This window comes from Amycolatopsis tucumanensis (assembly GCF_021654135.1).
GTDB classification, from domain to species: Bacteria; Actinomycetota; Actinomycetes; order Mycobacteriales; family Pseudonocardiaceae; genus Amycolatopsis_E; species Amycolatopsis_E tucumanensis.
Genome location: NZ_JAKGSD010000043.1, coordinates 42609 through 63790, shown reverse-complemented (window position 1 = coordinate 63790; position 21182 = coordinate 42609). Strand labels below are relative to the sequence as shown.

At 70.9% G+C, this 21182-nt stretch carries 21 protein-coding genes; 9 read left to right on the top strand and 12 right to left on the bottom strand.

Going from position 1 to position 21182, the window contains the following annotated elements:
* The first annotated feature begins 5 nt into the window (after positions 1-5).
* The 3 genes from L2C96_RS32250 (at position 6) to L2C96_RS32240 (ending at position 3302) form a co-directional block, all read left to right on the top strand.
* On the top strand, positions 6-1490 hold the full coding sequence (locus L2C96_RS32250) for an aldehyde dehydrogenase family protein (RefSeq protein WP_020421394.1): 1485 nt from the start codon (positions 6-8) through the stop codon (positions 1488-1490).
* A gap of 569 nt (positions 1491-2059) precedes the next feature.
* Positions 2060-2491, top strand: coding sequence for a L,D-transpeptidase (locus L2C96_RS32245; RefSeq protein ID WP_020421396.1), 432 nt, complete (start codon positions 2060-2062; stop codon positions 2489-2491).
* Positions 2492-2528: 37 nt separating this feature from the next.
* Positions 2529-3302: an IclR family transcriptional regulator gene (locus tag L2C96_RS32240; RefSeq protein WP_027936352.1), complete on the top strand. Its 774-nt coding sequence runs from the start codon at positions 2529-2531 to the stop codon at positions 3300-3302.
* On the opposite strand, the gene L2C96_RS32235 is transcribed toward L2C96_RS32240, so the two are convergent.
* Positions 3297-4619 (bottom strand): aldehyde dehydrogenase (NADP(+)), encoded by a 1323-nt coding sequence (locus tag L2C96_RS32235; protein ID WP_237338885.1) that lies wholly within the window; start codon positions 4617-4619, stop codon positions 3297-3299. The genes L2C96_RS32240 and L2C96_RS32235 overlap by 6 nt on opposite strands.
* Complete coding sequence (locus L2C96_RS32230) at positions 4616-5563, bottom strand: U32 family peptidase (protein WP_237338884.1); 948 nt, start codon at positions 5561-5563, stop codon at positions 4616-4618. Before L2C96_RS32230 ends, L2C96_RS32235 begins: the two co-directional genes overlap by 4 nt.
* A gap of 167 nt (positions 5564-5730) precedes the next feature.
* Here L2C96_RS32230 and L2C96_RS32225 point away from each other — a divergent pair, with 167 nt between their 5' ends.
* Positions 5731-7020 carry an MFS transporter gene (locus L2C96_RS32225; RefSeq protein ID WP_020421400.1) on the top strand — a complete coding sequence of 430 codons (1290 nt, stop codon included), beginning with the start codon at positions 5731-5733 and terminating at the stop codon, positions 7018-7020.
* On the opposite strand, the gene L2C96_RS32220 is transcribed toward L2C96_RS32225, so the two are convergent.
* Positions 7017-7490 (bottom strand): YfbM family protein, encoded by a 474-nt coding sequence (locus L2C96_RS32220; protein WP_237338883.1) that lies wholly within the window; start codon positions 7488-7490, stop codon positions 7017-7019. The two genes, L2C96_RS32225 and L2C96_RS32220, sit on opposite strands and share 4 nt — an antisense overlap.
* Before the next feature lie 108 nt (positions 7491-7598).
* Here L2C96_RS32220 and purS point away from each other — a divergent pair, with 108 nt between their 5' ends.
* Together purS and purQ are read left to right on the top strand one after the other, a co-directional pair.
* Positions 7599-7835 (top strand): phosphoribosylformylglycinamidine synthase subunit PurS, encoded by a 237-nt coding sequence (gene purS, locus L2C96_RS32215; RefSeq protein WP_020421402.1) that lies wholly within the window; start codon positions 7599-7601, stop codon positions 7833-7835.
* Positions 7832-8503: a phosphoribosylformylglycinamidine synthase subunit PurQ gene (gene purQ / locus L2C96_RS32210; RefSeq protein WP_020421403.1), complete on the top strand. Its 672-nt coding sequence runs from the start codon at positions 7832-7834 to the stop codon at positions 8501-8503. The genes purS and purQ overlap by 4 nt, the downstream gene beginning before the upstream one ends.
* A gap of 33 nt (positions 8504-8536) precedes the next feature.
* Here purQ and L2C96_RS32205 read toward each other — a convergent pair whose 3' ends face one another.
* Positions 8537-10264: an ABC transporter ATP-binding protein gene (locus tag L2C96_RS32205; protein WP_237338882.1), complete on the bottom strand. Its 1728-nt coding sequence runs from the start codon at positions 10262-10264 to the stop codon at positions 8537-8539.
* Entirely contained in the window at positions 10249-11829 is a 1581-nt protein-coding gene (locus L2C96_RS32200; protein WP_237338881.1) for an ABC transporter transmembrane domain-containing protein, read from the bottom strand. Before L2C96_RS32200 ends, L2C96_RS32205 begins: the two co-directional genes overlap by 16 nt.
* Positions 11830-11910: 81 nt before the next feature.
* Between L2C96_RS32200 and purL the strand changes: the two genes are divergently transcribed.
* Positions 11911-14199, top strand: a complete 2289-nt coding sequence (gene purL / locus L2C96_RS32195) for a phosphoribosylformylglycinamidine synthase subunit PurL (protein WP_020421406.1) — start codon at positions 11911-11913, stop codon at positions 14197-14199.
* Positions 14200-14213: 14 nt separating this feature from the next.
* Here the strand turns inward: purL and L2C96_RS32190 are convergent, their stop codons facing one another.
* Positions 14214-14648: a pentapeptide repeat-containing protein gene (locus L2C96_RS32190; protein ID WP_237338880.1), complete on the bottom strand. Its 435-nt coding sequence runs from the start codon at positions 14646-14648 to the stop codon at positions 14214-14216.
* A gap of 154 nt (positions 14649-14802) precedes the next feature.
* Entirely contained in the window at positions 14803-15279 is a 477-nt protein-coding gene (locus L2C96_RS32185; RefSeq protein WP_237338879.1) for a GNAT family N-acetyltransferase, read from the bottom strand.
* Positions 15280-15325: 46 nt separating this feature from the next.
* Between L2C96_RS32185 and L2C96_RS32180 the strand changes: the two genes are divergently transcribed.
* A complete protein-coding gene (locus L2C96_RS32180) occupies positions 15326-15904 on the top strand; it encodes a helix-turn-helix domain-containing protein (protein ID WP_237338878.1) in 579 nt (192 codons plus the stop codon).
* Here L2C96_RS32180 and L2C96_RS32175 read toward each other — a convergent pair.
* From L2C96_RS32175 to L2C96_RS32160, 4 genes are all read right to left on the bottom strand, one after another.
* On the bottom strand, positions 15901-16965 hold the full coding sequence (locus L2C96_RS32175) for a hypothetical protein (protein ID WP_020421410.1): 1065 nt from the start codon (positions 16963-16965) through the stop codon (positions 15901-15903). The genes L2C96_RS32180 and L2C96_RS32175 overlap by 4 nt on opposite strands.
* Before the next feature lie 162 nt (positions 16966-17127).
* A complete protein-coding gene (locus tag L2C96_RS32170; RefSeq protein ID WP_020421411.1) occupies positions 17128-17988 on the bottom strand; it encodes a lysozyme in 861 nt (286 codons plus the stop codon).
* A 188-nt stretch (positions 17989-18176) separates the two neighbouring features.
* Positions 18177-19010: a lysozyme gene (locus tag L2C96_RS32165; protein WP_354709685.1), complete on the bottom strand. Its 834-nt coding sequence runs from the start codon at positions 19008-19010 to the stop codon at positions 18177-18179.
* 94 nt (positions 19011-19104) lie between these two features.
* On the bottom strand, positions 19105-19728 hold the full coding sequence (locus L2C96_RS32160) for a type VII secretion system-associated protein (RefSeq protein WP_020421413.1): 624 nt from the start codon (positions 19726-19728) through the stop codon (positions 19105-19107).
* Between the two features lie 65 nt (positions 19729-19793).
* Between L2C96_RS32160 and L2C96_RS32155 the strand changes: the two genes are divergently transcribed.
* Entirely contained in the window at positions 19794-20174 is a 381-nt protein-coding gene (locus L2C96_RS32155) for a sterol carrier family protein (RefSeq protein ID WP_039791850.1), read from the top strand.
* A gap of 45 nt (positions 20175-20219) precedes the next feature.
* Here the strand turns inward: L2C96_RS32155 and L2C96_RS32150 are convergent, their stop codons facing one another.
* Positions 20220-21053, bottom strand: a complete 834-nt coding sequence (locus L2C96_RS32150) for an SAM-dependent methyltransferase (protein ID WP_027936356.1) — start codon at positions 21051-21053, stop codon at positions 20220-20222.
* Between the last annotated feature and the right edge of the window lie 129 nt (positions 21054-21182).

Below are 21182 nucleotides of genomic sequence, written 5' to 3'. Positions count from 1 at the left end.
CAACGATGACCGCCGTGGAGCCGAAGCCGGCCGTCCAGGACACGTTCGACTCGCTGAACCCGGCCACCGACGAGGTCGTCGGGACCCACCCGGTGCACACCGCGGAGGACGTCCAGGCCGCGGTCGCCGCCGCGCGGACCGCCGCCGGCTGGTGGGCCGGCCTCGGGTTCGAGGGCCGCGCCGACCGCCTGCGCCGCTGGAACGGGATCATCACCCACCGCCTCGCCGAGCTGTGCGACGTCGTCAGCAAGGAGACCGGCAAGCCCGCCGGCGACGCGCAACTGGAGGCCGTGCTCGCGATCGAGCACATCCATTGGGCCGCCCGCAACGCGCGCAAGGTGCTGGGCCGCAAACGCCGCTCGGCCGGACTGCTGCTGTCCAACCACACCGCGACCGTCGAGTACCAGCCGCTGGGCGTGGTCGGCGTGATCGGGCCGTGGAACTACCCGGTCTACACGCCGCTCGGCTCGATCACCTACGCCCTCGCGGCCGGCAACGCCGTGGTGTTCAAGCCGAGCGAGTACACCCCCGGCGTCGGGAAGTGGCTGGTCGACACCTTCGCCGAGGTGGTGCCCGAGTACCCGGTGCTGCAGCTGGTCACCGGCTTCGGCGCGACCGGCGCGGCGCTCGTCGGCGCGGGCGTGGACAAGATCGCGTTCACCGGCTCGACCGCGACCGGCAAGAAGATCATGGCCGCGGCCGCCGAGACGCTCACGCCGGTGGTCATCGAGGCGGGCGGCAAGGACCCGCTGATCGTCGACTCGGACGCCGACCTGGACGCGGCCGCCGACGCCGCCGTGTGGGGCGCGTTCTCCAACTCCGGGCAGACCTGCATCGGCGTGGAGCGGGTGTACGTGCACGAGCGGGTCTACGACCAGTTCGTGGACAAGGTCGTCGCGCTGACCCGCGGGGTGAAGCCGGGCCAGCAGTACGGGCCGATGACCATGCCGTCGCAGCTGGACGTGGTGCGCAGGCACATCGCCGACGCGCTGGCCCGCGGCGGCCGGGCGCTGACCGGCGGCGCGGACGCGGTCGGCGACCGGTTCGTCGAGCCGACCGTCCTGGTCGACGTGCCGGAGGACTCCGCCGCGGTGCGGGAGGAGACGTTCGGCCCGACCATGACGATCGCCAAGGTGCGCGACATGGACGAGGCGGTCGAAAAGGCCAACGCGACGGTCTACGGGCTCGGCTCGACGGTGTTCTCCCGCGCCAACGCCACACGACTGGCCCAGCGGCTCAAGGCCGGGATGATCTCGATCAACGCGCCGTTCTCGTTCGCCGGGGCCGCGTCGCTGCCGTTCGGCGGGGTCGGCGACTCCGGCTTCGGGCGGATCCACGGCCCGGAGGGCCTGCGCGAGTTCGCCCGCCCGAAGGCGGTCGCCCGCCAGCGCTTCGCGGTTCCGATCAAGCTCACGACCTTCGCGCGCACCGAGAAGACGGACAAGCTGGTGAGCAAGCTCGTCACGGGCTTGTACGGCCGGAAGCGCTGACGGCCTCGCCGACATTTCACCTGTTCGTGACGCGCCTCGGAGTCGAACTCCAAGGCGCGTCGTGTTTTATCCGCGCGTCGCGGCTTTTCTCTTGCCGCTACGCATGTGAGTTGCTCGCGGGGCCACTGGCAGCCGCACAGCGGCTGCCAGTGGCACTTGAAAGGAACTTTCTATGCCGAGAGATCGGCGCGGGAACGCACCTCCGCCGTGCATGTGCGCGGTGTGCAGGCTGCGCGGCGGTGGAACAGCAGGACCAGAGGCGAGATCCGATGAATCGTTCTCCTCGTAGCCCTGCTGGCCCTTCATCAGGACGAGTTGGAGCTCGTCCAGCAGTACTGCCTGCTTTGAGCAGGTCCAGCGAGGGCGGGCATGTGGATATCCGCCCCACCCTCTGGGAACGAAGAAACCTCTAACGTCCATCTTCATTTCCGAACTCGGCGTGTTGCGGCTGGAGAACTGTTGCGCGACCCCGGCCGCCTGAACGCACCGCAACAACCCGCGATCGCAACACCCGCACCGGCAGCTGTCAACAGGATGAGTGAACTTCTCGTCAGCGGGTAACCATCCGTATGCGAAAGATCATCGGTATCGCGGCCGGAGCGGCGCTCCTCGGCTCGATCGGGATCGCCGCTCCCGCCGCGCACGCAGCGGAAACACCGTGCAGCCCGCGGGCGAAGGCGTGCCTGCAGCTGCACACGAACCAGGCCTGGCTGACGAACAACGGTCAGGTGACCCGCGGGCCCGTTCCGGTCACCGTGGGCAAACCCGGCTACGAGACGCCGGTGGGCACGTTCAAGGTCCAGTACCGCGACATCGACCACTACAGCAAGGCCTACGACGCCCCGATGCCGTACTCGGTGTTCTTCACGACCACCGGCGTGGCGTTCCACGAGGGCAGCCTGCGTGAGCAGTCGCACGGGTGCGTGCACCTCTCACGTGCCGACGCGAAGGCCTTCTACCAGACCCTGCGCACGGGTGACGTGGTCGAGGTCGTGAACTGAGTCCGGTATTTCGGACGAGGCGGGGTATCGTGCGGTCATGCCCCGTCTCGTACCGGCCGTGCTCCGGGCCGCGGACATCCTGGAACTGTTCCTCGACGAACACGTCCGCCTGTCCGCGACCGAGATCGTCGAGCGCCTGGGCCTGCCCCGCTCCACCACGCACGAGCTGCTGACCACCCTCGTCGCCCGGAAGTACCTGGACCGCCAGGCCGGCGAGGAGACCATGTACCGCCTCGGGCCGAAGCTGCTCGAACTGGGCGCGCGCTACCAGCAGCGGCTGGAGTTCGGCGTCGAGGCGGACGCGGTGGCCCGGCGGGTCGCGGCGCAGTGCGACGAGACCGTGCACGTCGCCGTGCTGGACGGGCTCGAGGTCGTCTACGTGTCCAAAATAGACTCGACCCACTCGGTGCGGCTGATCTCCGCGGTCGGCCGCAGGTTGCCGGCCAACTGCACCGCCGTGGGCAAGGTCCTGCTCGCCGGGCTGTCCAGGGAGGAGGTCAGCCGCCGCCTCAAGGGGCACCGGCTGACCGCGCTCACCGAGCACAGCATCACGTCCCGCCCGGAGCTGCTCGCCCAGCTGGACGCGGTCCGCGTGACCGGCGTCGCGCACGAGCGCAGCGAGTCCAATCCGGACGCCGGTTGCGTGGCCGCCCCGGTGGTGGACTCGCGCGGCGAATGGGTCGCCGCGATGAGCATCTCCATCCCGACCTCGCGCCACGACCAGGAATCCTGGCGCCGCTGGGAAAAACTGGTCCGCGAGGGCGCAGCCGAGCTCTCTCAGCGCCTCGGCGGCCGCCCACCGGAGCTATAGGCCCAGCACCTTGTCCGGCACGTTCTGGAACGCGACCGGGCGCCGGAACCGGTCCACGGCCGCTGTGCCGACCGAGGTGTGCAGCGGCGCCGTGGTCGCCGGGTACGGGCCGCCGTGGTGCATCGCGCGCGTCACGGCCACCCCGGTCGGCCAGCCGTTCCACACCACGCGCCCCACGTGCTCGGCCAGCTCGTCGACCAGTTCGGCCGCCACCGGGTCGTCGTCCTCCGCCTGCACGGTTCCGGTGAGCTGCCCGTCGAGGGACCGGACGACGTCCAGCATTTCGGATTCGGTCGAGTACTCCACCACCAGCGAAGCCGGCCCGAAGCACTCGGTGCGAAGCGCCTCGCCGTGCTCCAGCAGCGCCTTCGCTGTCGTGGCCAGCAGCGTGGGCGCCTCGCCCCCGTCGACCAGCGTGCGCACCTCGGCGTGCCCGACCAGCCGGCCCAGCACGGCCGCGTAACCGCTCGCGATGCGCTCGTTGAGCAGCGGCGCGGCAGCCACCTGGCGCACCCGCTCGGCCGCCGCCTCACCGATCCCGGACCCGGCCGGGACCACGAACAGCCCGGGCTTCGTGCACAGCTGACCAGCGCCCATCGTGAACGAGTCCACGTACCCGGCCGCGATCTCCGCGCCACGCGCCCGCGCCGCCGCCTCGGTGACGAACACCGGGTTCACGCTGCCGAGCTCGCCGTAGAACGGGATCGGATCCGGCCGCGACACCGCCAGGTCGTACAGCGCCCGCCCAGCGGTCGGCGAACCGGTGAAGGCCGCCGCGCGGACGCGGGGATCGGTCAGCGCGGCCCGGCCGTCCTCCTCGCTGTGGATCAACGCGAACACGCCCTCCGGCAGCGCGGCCCGCACGATCTCGCCGGTCGCGTCGGACAGCCGCGGGTGACCGGGGTGCGCCTTGAGCACCACGGGGCAGCCCGCCGCGAGCGCCGACGCGGTGTCCCCGCCCGCGACCGAGAACGCGAACGGGAAGTTGGACGCCGCGAACACCAGCACCGGCCCGATCGGACGGTGGGTCAGCACCAGCTTCGGCCGCGGCGCGGGCGGCCACGAGGGGTCCGCCTCGTCGACGACCGTGCGCGGCTGGACCTCGTCGGCCAGCAATCGGAGCTGGAAGCTGGTGCGCACGACCTCGCCACGCAGCCGCGCCTCCGGGATGTGGGTCTCTTCCTGCGCGATCGGCACGAGCTCGTCCGCGGCGGCGTCGATGCCGTCCGCGACCTTCCGCAACGCCGCGGCGCGATCGGCGCGCGCCCAGGACCGGGCGGCGTCGGCGGCCGCTTCGAGGATGTCGTCCAAGCTCATCGGGTCACCTCCGCGACGGTGGCGGGCACGGCGAGGTCGGCGGCAGGCAGGGCCGAGCCGACGGCCTCCGGCGCGTGCCGGTGGAGCAGTTCGAGACCGATCTCAGCACGACGCACCCGCTCGCGCACCAGCGCGACCGCGGTCGGCGTCAGGTGCGTGCCGCTGGGGTAGATGTTCGGCGCGTTGCGCAGCCCGAACTTGAGGTAGACCGGCGCGGCGACCCGCACGATCTCGGCGATCTCGAAGTGCCGGACGAACCCGCCGAGGTCGTCGGGCGCCTCGATGTAGACGTCCAGCGGCAGGTCGACGGCCGCGCGGATCGCGGCGAGCTGGGCCAGGCTCAGGTCGGTCGGCACGTTGTAGGTGGTGGCCCCGGCCTGTTCGGCGAGCCGGATCGACGCCGGGTTGGCCAGGCCCATCTGCACGCTGACCTTGAACCGCATGTCGACGGGCAGCTCCCCGGCCGCGCGCATGCGGTCGGCGACGCTCAGCACGCCGAGGTCGGTGACCAGCACGCTGCGGATCCCGGCCTCGGCGGTGCGGCGGATGTCCTCCAGCACGTGGACCAGCTGCTCGGCGCCCCGCGCCTGCGCGGCGAACGGCCCACCGCCGGGCGCCACGGACGCGGCGCCGGTGTCCCACCCGGCGACCGGGCGGGCGAACAGGCTCACCTCGACCTCGCGCGCCCGCGCGAGGTCGGCCATCGCGGCCAGTTCCGGCCGCGTCAGCAGCATGCCGCCGCTGCCCTGCGAGACGCGGTGCACCACGACCCCGCGCGCGTCGGCCTCGGCGCAGACGGCTTCCAGCGCCTCCGGTCCCTCGACGCTCGGGATCTCCACCCGGTACTGGGCGCCGTCCGGGAACCGCTTGGGGCTCGTCGGCAGCTCCCCCGGGTCGCCGGGCGGCAGGCCCAGGGTGCGCAGGAAGTCGCGGGTTCTGTCCACGGTTCACCACCGTTGTTCGAAATTTCGGATGCAGTTCGTAGTCCCGGACGACGTTAGGCGCTGGCCGAACCGCGGTCAAGACGGTTGACATCGCCCGAATCCCGACTTTAGGTTCGGAGGGCCGAACGTCATCCGAGATATCGGACGAGCAGACAACGGAGTCACCCGTGCCCCCAGCCATCCTGCGCAAGATCACCCTGCGCCTGCTGCCCTTCCTCGGGCTGCTGTACGTGATCGCCTACATCGACCGGTCCAACGTCGGGTTCGCGAAGCTGACCCTGCAGTCCGAGCTCGGCCTGTCGGCGACCGTCTACACGCTCGGCCAGGTGTTCTTCTTCGTCGCCTACGCGCTGCTGGAGGTGCCGAGCAACCTCGCCCTGCACCGCTACGGCGCGAACCGGTGGATCGCCCGGATCATGCTCACCTGGGGCCTGGTCACCGTCGCGACCGCGCTGGTGTCCACGACCTGGCAGTTCTACCTGGCGCGGTTCGCGCTCGGGGCAGCCGAGGCCGGGTTCTTCCCCGGCGTCATCTACTACCTGACCCGCTGGTTCCCGGAGAGCCACCGCAGCAAGGCGATCGGACTGTTCATGCTGGCCGGCCCGGTGTCGTTCATCATCGGCAACCCGGCGATGGGCGCGCTGAACGACCTGCACGGCGTCCTCGGCCTGGAGGGCTGGCAGTGGATCTTCGTCGCCACCGGCATCCCCGCCGTGCTGCTGACGCCGATCGTGCTCTGGGTCCTGCCGAAGTCGCCCGAGACCGCCAAGTGGCTGACCGACGACGAGCGCACCTGGCTGACCGGCGAACTGCGCCGCGAGGCCGAGGCGGCCGGCGCCCAGCCGCACAGCCCGTGGGCGGTGCTCAAGGACTCACGCGTGCTGGCGATGGCCCTGTTCTTCCTGTGCTTCCCGCTGGCCACCTACGGGCTCGCGTTCTGGCTGCCGACGATCGTCAAGGGCTTCGGCGACCTGTCCGGGTTCGGCGTCGGCGCGGTGTCGGCCATCCCGTACGTGTGCGTCATGGCTGGTCTTCTCGTGGTGCCGCGACTGGCCAACCGGCGCGAGGCGCCCTTCGGCTGGCTCGCGTTGATGCTCGGCTTCTCGATCGCCGGGTTCGTCGTCGCCGCGACCGCGAGCGCCCCGTGGCTGCAGATGATCGGGCTGTGCGTCGCGTCGATCGGCGGTTACGCGGCCCAGCCGGTGATGTGGGGCCTGGTGCCGAAGTTCCTCGCCGGGGCGACCGCGGCCGCGGGCATCGCCGCCATCAACGGCATCGGCAACCTCGGCGGCGGCTTCGGGCCGATGGGCATCGCGGCCATCGTGGACGCCACCGGTTCCGCCGCGACCGGCCTGTACTTCCTGATCGCGGTGTCCGTGCTCGGCTTGATCGGCACGTACGGGCTGCGCCGGGTGCTGCGCCGCCGCGCGGACACCGCGAAGGTGCTGACCGGTTAGAAGGAGAAGCAGCCGATGGCGGCGTTGCCGTCGCGGGCGACCGCGTCGAAGAACTCCCGCAACTTCGCGTAGTTCTCCGAGAGGTACTCCAGCTCCTCGGCGGGGTGGGTGTCCCAGATCCGCGGGTAGATCCCGCGGGCCATCATGTCGGCGGGGTCGTAGTGCTCGGCGAGCCGCTCGAACGGCGCGGCGTTCAGCGACTCGGCGATGCTCTTGACCACCTCCGGCCGGAACCCGTTGAACTCGTCGCCGTCGTGTTCGATCGGGTCGCCGTCCATGCGCAGCTCCACCCCGACGCCCGCCTCGTCGAGGAGGTACTGGATGCCGTCCCAGGCCTTCTCGATGAAGGCGTCGCGGACGGTCTCGTCGTCGCTGAGCTCGTCGTACAGCTCTTCGGCCTGCTCGCTGTCACCCATCACGCCGTCCAGCCGCTCCGGCGTGACCTCGACGTACCCCAGTGTCATTCCCATCCGCAGAAGGTATCCAGGTCACACCCGCCACCACCCTGGGCGGGGTGGCGCCGACCGCGGCTAGACTCGGGGAGTACCGCCTACCTGCGATTACTGGAGCGACCCGCCGTGGCCCGTGTGGTGGTTGACGTCATGCCCAAGCCCGAGATCCTCGACCCGCAAGGTCAAGCCGTCGCCGGGGCGCTGCCGCGGCTGGGCTTCACCGGGGTCACCTCGGTGCGCCAGGGCAAGCACTTCGAGCTCGAGGTCGACGACTCGGTCGACGACGAGACGCTCGCCAAGATCGCCGAGGGCTTCCTCGCCAACCCGGTGATCGAGGAGTGGACCGTGCGGAGGCTCTCGTGAAGATCGGGGTCATCACCTTCCCCGGCACGCTGGACGACGTGGACGCGGTCCGCGCCGCCCGCTACGCCGACGCGGAGGCCGTCAACCTGTGGCACGCCGACGAGGACCTGCGCGGCGTCGACGCGGTGATCGTGCCGGGCGGCTTCTCCTACGGCGACTACCTGCGCTGCGGCGCGATCGCCCGGTTCGCCCCGGTGATGTCGTCGGTCGTCGACGCGGCCAAGGGCGGCATGCCGGTGCTCGGCATCTGCAACGGGTTCCAGATCCTGTGCGAGGCCGGGCTGCTGCCGGGCGCGCTGGTGCGCAACAAGAAGCTGCACTTCGTGTGCCGCGACCAGTGGCTGCGCGTGGAGAACAACACCACGGCGTGGACGACCCGGTACGAGGCGGGCGCCGAGATCCTGGTGCCGCTCAAGTCGGGCGAGGGCGGCTACGTCGCCGACCAGTCCACGCTGGACGAGCTGGAGGGCGAGGGCCGCGTGGTGTTCCGCTACGTCGGCGAGAACCCGAACGGCTCGCGTGACGACATCGCGGGCATCTGCAGCGCCAACGGCCGCGTCGTCGGCCTGATGCCGCACCCCGAGCACGCGATCGACGCGCTCACCGGCCCCAGCGACGACGGGCTGGGGATGTTCCTCAGCTTGGTCGACAGCCTCGTCAAGGCCTGATGGTCCCCGGAGGCGCCCGCCTCCGGGGAAACCTCAGCCCACGTGCGCGGCCGTGACCAGGCGCGAGTACGGGCCGTTCGCGGCGAGCAGTTCGGCGTGCGTGCCCAGCTCGGTGATCCGCCCGGCCTCCAGCACCGCGACCCGGTCGGCCGCCGCCGCGGTGTGCAGCCGGTGCGCGATCGCGATCACGGTCCGGCCGTCCAGCACCCCGCTCAGCGACCGCTCCAGGTGACGCGCCGACGAGGTGTCCAGCAACGACGTCGCCTCGTCGAGCACCACCGTGTGCGGGTCGGCCAGCACGACCCGCGCCAGCGCGAGCTGCTGCGCGGTCGCGGCGGGCACGGCCAGCGCGCCCGAGCCGAGCTTCGTCTCCAGGCCGTCCGGCAGCCCGCCGAACCAGTCGCGCAGCCCGACCGCGGCCAGCGCGCGCACCAGCTCCTCGTCCGGCCACGAACCCGCAGGCAGCGTCAGGTTCTCCCGCAGCGTCCCGGAGAACACGTGGTGTTCCTGGGTCAGCAGCAGCACCTCGCCGCGCAGCACGTCCTCGGCCAGCTCGGACACCTCCGCGCCGCCGATCGTCACCGAACCCGAACCGGGCGCGGCGACCCCGGCCAGCAGCCTGCCGAGCGTCGACTTGCCGGCACCGGACGGGCCGACGATCGCCAGCCGCTGCCCCGGCGGCACCCGCAGGTCGATGCCGTGCAGCACCTCGCGGCCTGCCGAGTAGCCGTAGTGCACGTCGCGCACCACGATCTCCTGACCACGCGGCTCCGGTCCGCCGGCCCGCTCAGCCTCACCGCGAACTCCCAGAACCCGGCGCAGCGCGGTGCCGGACACCTGCAGGTCCTCGACCCACCACATCGCCTCTTCGAGCGGCCCGGCCAGCGCCTGCACGTACACCACCATCGTGGTGATCGTGCCCAGCCCGACCAAGCCCTCGCCGTACGCCCAGCCGCCGAGCAGCAGCACCGCCGCCACCGGCGTGACCTGCGCGATCTGCATCCATGGCAGCCAACCGACGGTCACCCCGCGCAGCCGCTGCTCGCCGCGGATCGCCCCGGCCAGCGTGCGGTTCCCGAGCGCGATCCGCCGCCCGGTCAGCCCGAGCGCCTCCGCCGTGCGCGCGCCCTCGGTGGTCTCGTGCAGGCTCGACTGCACCTCCGACCACTGGTCGAGCATCTCCTCGACGATCCGCGGCGCGCGCCGGACGTACCAGCGCATCGTGAGCACCACGATCGGCACCGCGACCAGCAGCCCGAGCGACAGCAGCGGCGAGGTGACGACCATCCCCGCGACCGTCAGCACGATCGTGATCAGCGCGATCGAGATCTCTGGGATCGCGTTGCGGACCGAAAAGTCGATCCGGTCGGCGTCCGTGGTCGCGCGGCTGATCAGGTCACCGGTGCCTGCCGCCTCGACCGTGCCCAGCGGCAGCCGCAGCGCGCGCTCGACGAACCCCTCGCGGGTCTCGGCCAGCACGCGCTCGCCGAGCATCCCGGCGCGGAACCGGGCGAGCCGCTTCAGCACCGCCTGCACCACCAGGATCACCACGAACGCGAGCGCGAGCAGGTCGATCCGGCTGTCCCCGGCCACCGCGAGGTCCACCAGGCGCCCGAGGATCTGCGGGCCGGCCAGCCCGGCGATCGTGGCCAGGCCGAACAGCCCGATCACGACGCCGAACTCGCGGCGGTTCACGCGCAGCAGGTCCCGCGCCCAGCGCCGGGCCTCGGCGCCGGTCGCGAGCACTAGCTTGAAACGCATGTGATCACCTCGTCCGCCACCGCTTTCCACAGTGGACTTTCCGTGAAGACGACGGTCGTGCGGCCGCGGCGCAGCTCGGTGACCCGCTCGGTGATGCGGGCCTCGGTGTGCGCGTCGACGGCCGAGGTCGGTTCGTCGAGCAGCAGGGTGTCGGCGTCCAGTGCCAGCGCGCGGGCGAGGTTCAGCCGCTGCCGCTGGCCGCCGGACACCTCGCGGCCCCGCTCGCCGATCAGCTCGTCGAGCCCGTTCGGCAGGCCTTCGACGATGTCCTCGGCGTCGGCGGCCCACAGCGCGACCTCCGCCCGCTCGGCCGGGACCAGCTGGTCCCGCAGGATGCCGGAGAACCACAGGTCCTGGTTGTGCGCGTAGACCACGCGCGCCCGGAGTTCGGCCAGCGTAACGTGGTCGGCGGGCACGCCGGACACGAGCACCCGCTCGCCGGGCTCCGGGTCGGCGAACCGGGCCAGCCGTGCGGCCAGCGCCTCGGCCTCCGGCCCGGCGTCCACGACGGTCAGCTTCCCGGCCACCGCGGTGAAACCGGAGGTCGTGTCGTGCAGCTCCAGCGGCCCGTCCGGCAGCGCGACCGGCGCGTCCGGCTCGGACAGCAGCGGCCGCAGGCTCAGCACGCCGCAGACCTTCTTCGCCGACACCATCGCCGAGGAGAACGCGGCGGTGAACTCGGTCGCCGTGCTCACCGGCACCACCAGGAACACCGACGAGGAGTAGAACGCCACCAGCTCGCCGACGCTGATCGTGCCCGCCGCGACGAACCGCGCGCCGACCCAGGTGATCGCCACGGTGACCAGGCCGGGCAGCAGCACCTCGGCGCCCACCAGCCACGACTCGCTGCGCGCCACCTCGACCCCGGCTCGCCGGACGCGCTGGCTGGCACCGCGGAACCGGCCGAGGAACTGCTGCTCGCCGCCGACGCCGCGGAGGATCCGCAGGCCCGACACGATGTCCGCGGCCAGCGCGTTCACGCTGGACAGCTCCTCGCGCTGCACGCCCTTGCGGCGCTGCAGCGGCGCGACCAGCTTGCCCATGCTCAGCGTCGCGAGCGGGACCCCGACCAACGCGATCACGCCCAGCAGCGGCGACATGCCGATCAGCACCAGGCTCACGGTGAGGAAGGCCACCACCGAGCCGAACAGCCGGCCGGTCACCTCGAACACGTTGCCGATGTGGTTGATGTCCGAGGAGGACACCGCCATCACGTCACCGGTCCCGGCCTGCGGGCGCAGCGACGCGCCGAGCCGCGCGGTGTGCTCGACGACCGCACGCTGCGTCATCGCCGCGCCGTGGATCCACATGGTGTGCACGGCGAAGATCAGCGCGCCTGCGCACACCGCCTGCGCCACGCCGAGCAACACGACCAGACCGACCCCGCCGAGCAGCTCCTCGCCCGCGCGGATGTCCTCGACCACCCCGCCGATCACGAGCGGCAGCAGCGCGCCGGGCAGCAACCACAGCGCGCCCAGGACGCACGCGGACACGGCGAGCCACGGCCGCGCCCGCAGGAGCGCGCCCAGGAATCGCAGTGGCGTGAGCCGGGACGGGAGGCGCATGACAACAGACGGTAAGTGCCCCAGCTCACCTCACGCGACCGATTTTCTGCCGGTCAGAGCGCTGCAAGTACCCTGGAGGCCGTGACCGACACCCTGGCCATCGACACGACCGAGCGGGCCGCGGAAACGCCGGACCTCCCGCAGCCCTACCGCGAGCTCGGGCTCGCCGACGACGAGTACGCGCGCATCCGCGAGATCCTGGGCAGGCGGCCGACGGACGCCGAACTGGCCATGTACTCGGTGATGTGGAGCGAGCACTGCTCGTACAAGTCGTCGAAGAAGCACCTGCGCTACTTCGGCGAGACCACCACCGAGGAGATGCGCTCGAAGATGCTCGCCGGGATCGGCGAGAACGCCGGTGTCGTCGACATCGGTGACGGCTGGGCGGTCACCTTCAAGGTCGAGAGCCACAACCATCCGTCCTATGTGGAGCCCTACCAGGGCGCCGCGACGGGTGTCGGCGGCATCGTGCGCGACATCCTGGCGATGGGCGCGCGGCCGCTCGCGGTGGCCGACTCGCTGCGCTTCGGCCCGGCCGACGCGCCGGACACCCGCCGCGTGCTGCCGGGTGTCGTGGCCGGCGTCGCCGGGTACGGCAACTGCCTCGGCCTGCCCAACATCGGCGGCGAGGTCGCCTTCGACGCCAGCTACGCGGGCAACCCACTGGTGAACGCGCTGTGCGTGGGCGCGATGCGCACCGAGGACCTGCACCTGGCGTTCGCGTCAGGCACCGGCAACAAGATCATCCTGTTCGGCGCGCGGACCGGTCTGGACGGCATCGGCGGCGTGTCGGTGCTGGCCAGCGACACCTTCTCCGGCGACGAGAACTCCGGCGGCCGCAAGAAGCTGCCGAGCGTCCAGGTCGGCGACCCGTTCACCGAGAAGGTGCTCATCGAGTGCTGCCTGGAGCTGTTCCAGCAGAAGCTCGTGGTGGGTATCCAGGACCTCGGCGGCGCGGGCCTGTCCTGCGCGACGTCGGAGCTGGCCGCGGCCGGCGACGGCGGCATGCACGTCGAGCTGGACAAGGTGCCGCTGCGCGCCGAGGGCATGACCCCGGCGGAGATCCTCTCCAGCGAGTCGCAGGAGCGGATGTGCGCGGTCGTCGAACCGTCCAAGGTGGACGCCTTCCTCGCGGTGTGCGCGAAGTGGGACGTCATCGCCACCGTCATCGGCGAGGTCACCGACGGTGACCACCTGGTGGTCACCTGGCACGGCGAGACCGTGGTGGACGTGCCGCCGCGCACCGTGGCGCACCAGGGCCCGGTGTACGACCGGCCGGTCGCCCGTCCGTCCACTCAGGACGAGCTGCAGGCGGACACGCCGGAGAAGCTGCACCGTCCGTCCACTCCGGACGAGCTGCGGGAGACGCTGCTGAAGGTGGTCTCGTCGCCGAACCAGGCGTCGAAGGAGTGGGTGACCGACCAGTACGACCGGTACGTGCGCGGCAACACGGTGCTGTCGCAGCCGTCGGACGGCGGCATGATCCGCATCGACGAGGAGACCGGGCGCGGTGTCGCGGTGTCGACGGACTGCAACAGCCGGTTCGTGTACCTCGACCCGTACGCAGGGGCGCAGATCGCGCTGGCCGAGGCGTACCGCAACGTGGCGACGACGGGCGCCACCCCGCTGGCGGTGACGGACTGCCTGAACTTCGGCGCGCCCACGGACCCGGGTGTGATGTGGCAGTTCGAGCAGGCCGTGCACGGCATCGCCGACGGTTGCGCGCAGCTCGGCATCCCGGTGACCGGCGGCAACGTGAGCTTCTACAACCAGACCGGTGAGACGGCGATCCTGCCGACGCCGGTGGTCGGTGTGCTCGGCGTGATCGACGACGTGCGGCGGCGCATCCCGACCGGGATCGGCGCCGAGGCGGGCGAGACGCTGCTGCTGCTCGGCGAGACGCACGACGAGTTCGGCGGTTCGGCGTGGGCGCACGTGATCCACGGGCACCTGGGTGGGCTGCCGCCGAAGGTGGACCTGGAGCGCGAGCGGCTGCTGGCGGAGATCCTGGTCGCCGGTTCGCGGGACGGGATGATCTCGGCCGCACACGACCTGTCCGACGGCGGCCTGGCGCAGGCCCTGGTGGAGATGGTGCTGATCGGCCAGTGCGGCGCGCGGGCCCTGCTCGACGAGGACGCCGACCCGTTCGTGCAGCTGTTCTCGGAGTCCACCGGGCGGGTCCTGGTGGCGGTGCCGCGGACCGAGGAACTGCGGTTCACGGAGATGTGCACGGCCCGCGGGCTCCCCTGGCGCAAGGCGGGCGTCGTGGACCCGGAGGCGGGCGGCCTGGAGATCCAGGGCGTGGCGACCTTCGGGATGGAAGAACTGCGCGACGCGTTCGAGAGCACGCTCCCGAAGCTGTTCGACTGACGGTTCAGCGGGCGCTACTGCCGCAAGGCGGTGGCGCCCGCGAACTCGGCACGGTCGACGGTCGCGCCGCGCCGGAACTCGGCGTGCGTGAAGTCCACCTCGTTCGCCGAGCGCATGCCGTCGAACCCGGCGCGTTCCCGGAAGACCGCGCTGGCGAAGGTGACCGGGCCGCGCGGTTCCGCGCCGGTGAAGTAGACGCGGCCGCGGAACTCGGTGCCGCTGAAGTCCGTGCGGTGCAGTAGTTGCGCGCGCTGCATCAGCAGCCGCCCGATGACCCGGCCGGAAAGGTCGAGGCGGTTCGTCTTGGCCCCGGACAGGTCGAGGTCGAACGTCGGCGCCGCGTCGGCGCGCTTCGGGAGCAGGTCCCGGATGAGCCGCTGCGCGGCGACCCGGACCACCTCCTCCCGTCGGGCCTCGGGCTCGTCGGTTTCGTCGCCGCGGAGTTTCACCGACTCGACGAAACCATGACGGCGTTCGGCGCAGCTCCAACCGGCGCCGCGTCGGCCCCCCAGACCGTTCCCCGACCCGCGTGTCGTTCAGCCGCACCGCGTTCGCCACGGGCGGCAGAACCACGCCAGCGCAGCGGCCCCCAGCATCGGAACTCTAGATCAGGCTCTTCTGCAGCAGGAGCGTGTCGAGCCAGCGGTCGTGCTTGTAGCCGACGTTGCGCAGCACCCCGACGTCGGCGAAGCCGCGGCGGCGGTGCGGCGCGGGTGAGGCCGGGTTGCGCTCCGGGTCGGCGATCACCGCGATCACCTCGCGGATTCCGTTTTCCCGGCAGCGGGACAGGAGCGCGTCCAGCAGTGCGCCGCCCACGCCGCGGCCCGTCGACCACGGGGCGAGGTAGATCGAGTTCTCCGCCGTGCGGCGGTAGGCCGGTCGGGTCTTCCACGGCGAGCAGTACGCGTAGCCGGCGACGCGGCCGTCCACTTCGGCCACCAGGAACGGCAGGCCCGCGTCGGCGATCGCGGTGAAGCGGCGGGTCCACTCGGCCAGGTCCGGCGGCTCCAGCTCGAACGTCGCGGTGCTGGTGCGCACGTAACCCTCGTAGATCGCGGCGATCGCCGGCAGGTCGGCCACCCCCGCTGCTTTCACTATAGGAGAATCGAGCACTACTATAGGGTACATGGATCTCGGCGCGCTGGGCAGGCGCATTCAGACCACCCGCACCGGCCGCGGGATGACCCTGCAGGGGCTCGCCGACCGGTCGGGGGTCAGCGTCAGCATGTTGTCCGCGGTCGAACGCGGCTCGAAGGCGCCGACCGTCGTGGTGCTGGACCGGATCGCGCAGGGGCTCGGGCTGCCGCTGTCGGACCTGCTCACCGAGCCGCCGCGGATGATCGTGCGCCGGGCCGCGGACCAGGACGTGGTCGACGAGCCGGGCGGGTGGCAGCGGACCATCCTCACCCCCGTCGTGCCGGGGGTGAACTTCGAGTGGATCCGCTCGACGCTGCCCGCCGGCTGCGAGGCCGGCACCTACCCGCCCTACGCGGCGGGCTCGCACGAGTTCATCTACGTGCAGTCCGGCGTCCTCACGCTGACGATCGACGAGGACACCCTGGAACTGGAAGAGGGTGACAGCCTCTACCTGCCGGCAGACGTCACCCTCTCCTACGCCAACCACGCCGCGACGCCCTGCACGTACTACGTCGCGGCGCTGATCATGCGGCCGAGGCGCCCCGGCCTCGGCCGCAGATCCGGCTAGAACACCCCGAACACCGAGACGCAGAAGCCCTCGCCGTCGAAGTTCTCCGCGAAGAACAGGCCGGTGACCTGCTCGCCCTGCTGCGTGCCGGTCAGGTCGCCGGACACCATGGTGTCCGTGGCGCTGTCGTAGGTCGGCGTCACGTTGGCGCGCTTCTCGGCCGCCTCCCGCGCGTCGTCCTTGTTGTCCTGCGTGGCGTCGGAGCAGACCAGCGAGGTCACGCCGTTGACGTCGCCGGCAGCCATCTTGGCCAGGAAGTCCTCGACCATCGCCTTGCCGTTGCTGCCGCCGGTGCCCCCGGTCGACGACGAGCTGCTGGACGACGTCGGGGTGCGGCTGCTCGACGAGCGCGAGGTGGACGTGCGGGTCGAACCGCCGCTGCCGGACGCCCTGGTCTCCAGGTCCTTCCAGCACCACTTGCCGTTGACCTTGGCCAGCGTGCCGGTGCCGGTGCCGTCCTCGCCGCCCGCGGTCGCGGTGAACTCGACGGTCGCGGTGTCGCCGTTCTCGGTGACCTTGCCCATCGTGATGCTGTCGACGTCGTTGACGTCCTCGATCGCCGCGGTGACCGACCGGTCCGCGTCCGCGCACTTCAACGCGTTGAGCGCGTTCTTGTCGTGGTTCTTGATCCCGTCGATCACCTGCTGGGCGACCGCCTGGGGACCCTCCTCCTTGTCGCCGAGGAAGAAGCCCGGCACCCAGAACCCGGTGATGCCCAGCGCCGCCAGCACGACGACGAGACCGACCGACAGGCCGATCCACAGGCCCTTCTTGCTGCCGCCACCACCGGGCGGCGGGCCACCGTAACCGAACTGCGCGGTCTGCGGGTAGTTCGGGTCGTAGCCCGGGTACTGCTGGCCGTAGCCCGGCTGCTGCCCGTAACCGGGCTGCTGGCCGTACTCGGGCTGGCCGTAGGGCTGCTGGCCCGGGTACTGCTGGCCGCCGTACTGCCCACCCTGCTGCGGAAAGCCCCCGGACTGCGGGTAGCCGCCCTGCTGCTGGCCGTACGGATCTGGTTGCTGACCGTAATCCGGCTGTCCCGGCTGCGGTGGGTAGGTCATCGACGTCGCCCTTCCTGGATCGCTACGCCCTGCTCGGACGTATCGGCGCCGAACCTGGTTCCCCCACGCCCGGACATCGCACTGATCACGGGCATTGTGCCTGGCGACTCCGACAAAAGCGAAGGAGACTCCCACCACGGACGGGCGGGAGCCCCCTCGCGGTCAGCCCTTCGAGGTGGCGAGCACCTGCAGCCGGTCGTACGCGCCGTTGAAGGTGTTCTGGTCGATCGGGCTCGACGAGTACTGCCAGAACGTGTGGAAACTCCAGTTGTGCGGCAGGGTTCCCACCGTCGAGGCGTAGCGCGCGATCCACAGCGGGTTCGTCGCCGCGAACGCCCCGTCGACGCACTGGCTCCACCAGTTCGTGCTGGTGTAGATCACCGGGTACCGCCCGGTGCGGGCGTGGTAGGTGTCACTGAAGTCCTTGATCCACGCGGTCATCGCGCTCTTCGACAACCCGTAACAGGTCGAGCCGTACGGGTTGTACTCCATGTCCAGCGCGCCCGGCAGCGTCTTGCCGTCCGCCGACCAGCCCCCGCCGTGGTCGACGAAGTAGTTGGCCTGCGCGGCGCCGGACGCGGTGTCCGGGGTGGCGAAGTGGTAGGCGCCGCGGATCATGCCGATGTTGTAGGAGCCGTTGTACTGCTGCGCGAAGTACGGGTTGGTGTAGTACGTGCCCTCGGTCGCCTTGACGTAGGCGAACCGCTTGCCCTGGCCCCAGTAGTTCGCCCAGTCGACGTTGCCCTGGTGGCCGCTGACGTCGATGCCCTCCACCGTCGCCGCCGCCGCGGTGTCGCCGGCGGCGGCGGCCTGCGTCTCCGCGGTCGAGTGATCGCCCTCGACGCGCGCGATCTGCGAACCCATCGGGTGATCGTAACGAGCGACGTAGTCGTCGACCGGCATCCCGTCGACGGTGGCCGGAGCCGCGCCGGCCGGGGCCAGGGCGCCGAGCACGAGCACGGCGACCGACGCGGCGGCGGCGGACGTGGCGAACCGCCACCATCTCTTGCGTGGAGCAGACATACCCGAGTCCTTTCCATTGCCCTCGCGGAGGACGGTCTTGGTTGCAGGGAGACCGTCCAGGCCGTGATTCTTGATGACGACTTGCCGCTTTGTCACCAAATCCCGTGAATTTCGGATGACAGGTGGGTGATTCCCGCATGTCGTCGGCGACGGACCGACTTTCGTAGTAACTCGACCGGATTACGACGTCAGTTGTTGGTGGCGAAACCCTTGACCTGGTCCAGCGGCCCGTTGAACAGGTTCTGGTCGCCCGGCAGCACCCCCGAGTCGGCGAACTGCCAGATGAACTGGCGCGACCACCCGGCGGGCAGCGGGCCGACGGTCGGCTGGTAGCGGGCTATCCACAACGGATTGTTCTGCCCGAACCCCGCGTTGTTCCCGGTGCACTTGTTCCACCAGTTCGTCGAGGTGTAGATGACCGGGAAGCGGCCGGTGCGGGCGTGATAGGCGTCCGAGAAGTCCCGGATCCACTCGCCCATGCGCTTCGGGTCGAGGCCGTAGCAGGCCTCGCCGTACGGGTTGTACTCCACGTCGAGCGCCCCGGGCAGCGTCCGCCCGTCCGGGGTCCAGCCGCCGCCGTGTGCGAGGAAGTACTCGGCCTGCTCGCGGCCGCCGGAGACGTCCGGGCGCGCGAAGTGGTAGGCGCCGCGAATCATCCCGATGTTGTAGGAACCGTTGTACTGCTGGGTGAAACGCTTGTTGATGAACCCGGTGCCCTCGGTGGCCTTGACGTAGACGAACCGGCCACCGGCGCCCCAGGCGCTCGGCCAGTTCACGTCACCCTGGTGCCCGCTGACGTCGTGCCCCAGCGCGCCGGAATCCGCGTTGTACCGGGGCGGATCGCCCTTGCCCTCGACGGCGGCGATCTGCGAACCGGCGAAAGTGCTTTCCGCCTTCGAGTAGTCCGGTGTGGACGCGGCGGACGACCCCGCTCCGCAGACGGCGGTCGTCCCCAGCGCCACGGACACGAGCAGCGTGCCCAGGCGCAGTTTCGAACTCCAGAATTGCACGGCGACTCCCATCCTCCGATGGTCGTCACCATGCCTCGATGGAGCCCTTTTTGCGAGTCGGCTTAGCTCGAAAGCGTGATGCGACTGGCTTAACCGTGCGGAATGTTTAGTCTTTTTGCTCCTGCTCGAGCGCGGCCACCAGGTGCTCGGCCGGCACCACCGCGGTCACCACGTCGTGCGGGTTGATCGCCACCGCGTGACCCGCGAGCAGCGGCACCATGTCGCGGCCGAGAACCGCCCGCGCGTGCGGCCACTCCGGCGGCACCAGCGACTTCGACGTGTAGGCCGGCACCAGGACGCGGCCGTCGGTGTTGTGGAACCCGATGACGGTGCGCTGCATGGGCGCGAGCGCGTAGACGAACAGCGTCGAGTCGAGGATCACCGGCGGCAGGTCGCTCGCCGGCCGGTGGTTGGTCCGGACCAGCTGCAGCAGCCGCTCCAGGTCGTTGCGCGGCTCCGGGAACCCGAGCGCCTTGGGCGACGGCCGGTAGCGGTCGTTGGGGTGGAAGTCCTCCACGATGTTGCCGCTGCCGTTGACCGGGTACGCGCCGACGACGGCCCACGACGGCACCGGCCCGTTGGGGTCGAACGCCTCGTCGATCACGTAGAGCCAGCTGTTCGGGTTCGCCCTGGCGTTGGCGCGCATCTCCTCGGTGATCTTGGGCTTGCCAGTCTTGTGCTCGGGCTGAGGATTGGGTAGAAGGCGATCCGCCTCGTCCCGCTGCGCCATGTGCGAACCCCGTGTTTCCGCGTCACCTTGCTCACGTCTGCTGCTGTGCACTCTACTGTTTGACCATGCCCGCACCGCGTCCGGTTGACCCCGCTGAGTTGAGAGCCGCGCTGCAGGTCGTTTCGGCTTGGTTGAGCGGAGAAGCCGACCGGCCGGCGCGCCCGGAGCTCGCCGCGGCCGTCCGGCTGAGCCTGCGCACGCTCGCCCAGGACGCCCCCGGCAAGAGCGTCGAGGTGCGGGTGCCGCCCTTCGCGGCGGTGCAGTGCGTCGAGGGGCTGCGGCACACCCGCGGCACGCCGCCGAACGTGGTCGAGACGGACCCGCGGACGTGGCTGGAACTGGCCACGGGCCGTCTCGAATGGACGGACGCGGTGCGGGAGGGCCGGGTCACCGCGTCCGGGACCCGGGCCGACCTCTCGCACTGGCTGCCGCTCGTGCGTCTGTAGGACCACCGACGCAGCTCGCACCGCCAAGCAAGCCGCCACTCTTGGTCAAGGCTTGCGGCCGACACCGCCCGCGATGCACTGGCGGACGAGGTTCAGGGGCTGCAACCGCGGGCCGTCCGGCCACCAGTCGTCGCACAGGACGAGGCCCGGCTCGACCATCTCCAGGCCGGGGAACAGGGCCTGGATCTCCTCCCTGGTCCGGAACCGGCCGCTGCCCATCGGGCTGTGGACGAACTTCTCCTCCATCTTCGCGGCCAGCTCGGCGTGCTCCGGCGTGCCCGGGTTGTAGAAGTGGGCGATGGAGACGTACGAGCCGGGGGCCAGCGCGTCGATGTAGGTGGCCATCTTCTCGCCGCCGTCGTCGCCGAGGTAGTGGTGCCAGGTGCCGATCTGCAGCAGCGCGATCGGCCGGGAGAAGTCGAGGAACTCGCGGATCTCCGGGTGCTCCAGGATCTGCTCCGGCTGGAAGATGTCCGCGGCGACGAAGTGGGTGCGGTCGTTCTCTTCGAGCAGCGCGCGGCCGTGCGCGAGCACCACCGGGTCGTTGTCGACGTAGAGGACCTTCGCCTCCGGGTGCACCCGCTGCACGACCTGGTGGGTGTTCTCGGCCGTCGGCAGCCCGGAGCCGAGGTCGAGGAACTGGTCGATGCCCGCCTGCATGGCCAGGAACCGGCAGGAGCGGATCAGGAAGTCCCGGTTGGCCCAGGCCAGGTCGTTGACCTGCGGGGCGACGGTGCGGACCTGCGCCAGCACCTGCCGGTCGATCTCGTAGTTGTCCTTGCCGTTGAGCGCGGCGTCGTACACGCGCGCGATGCTCGCCCTGGTCGGGTCCACACCTACGGGAACTGCACTCGGATAGGGAGCGGTGGCACCGGACATCGCGGTCTCCCGGGCGTATCGAATGTGAATGGAATTGTCGGACCCACGTAGGGTAAGGGGCGTGCCGCGCCCGGTAAATCCACACCGCGCTTGACTGCGGCCCACCGCGCTGTAAGTTGGATGACTGGT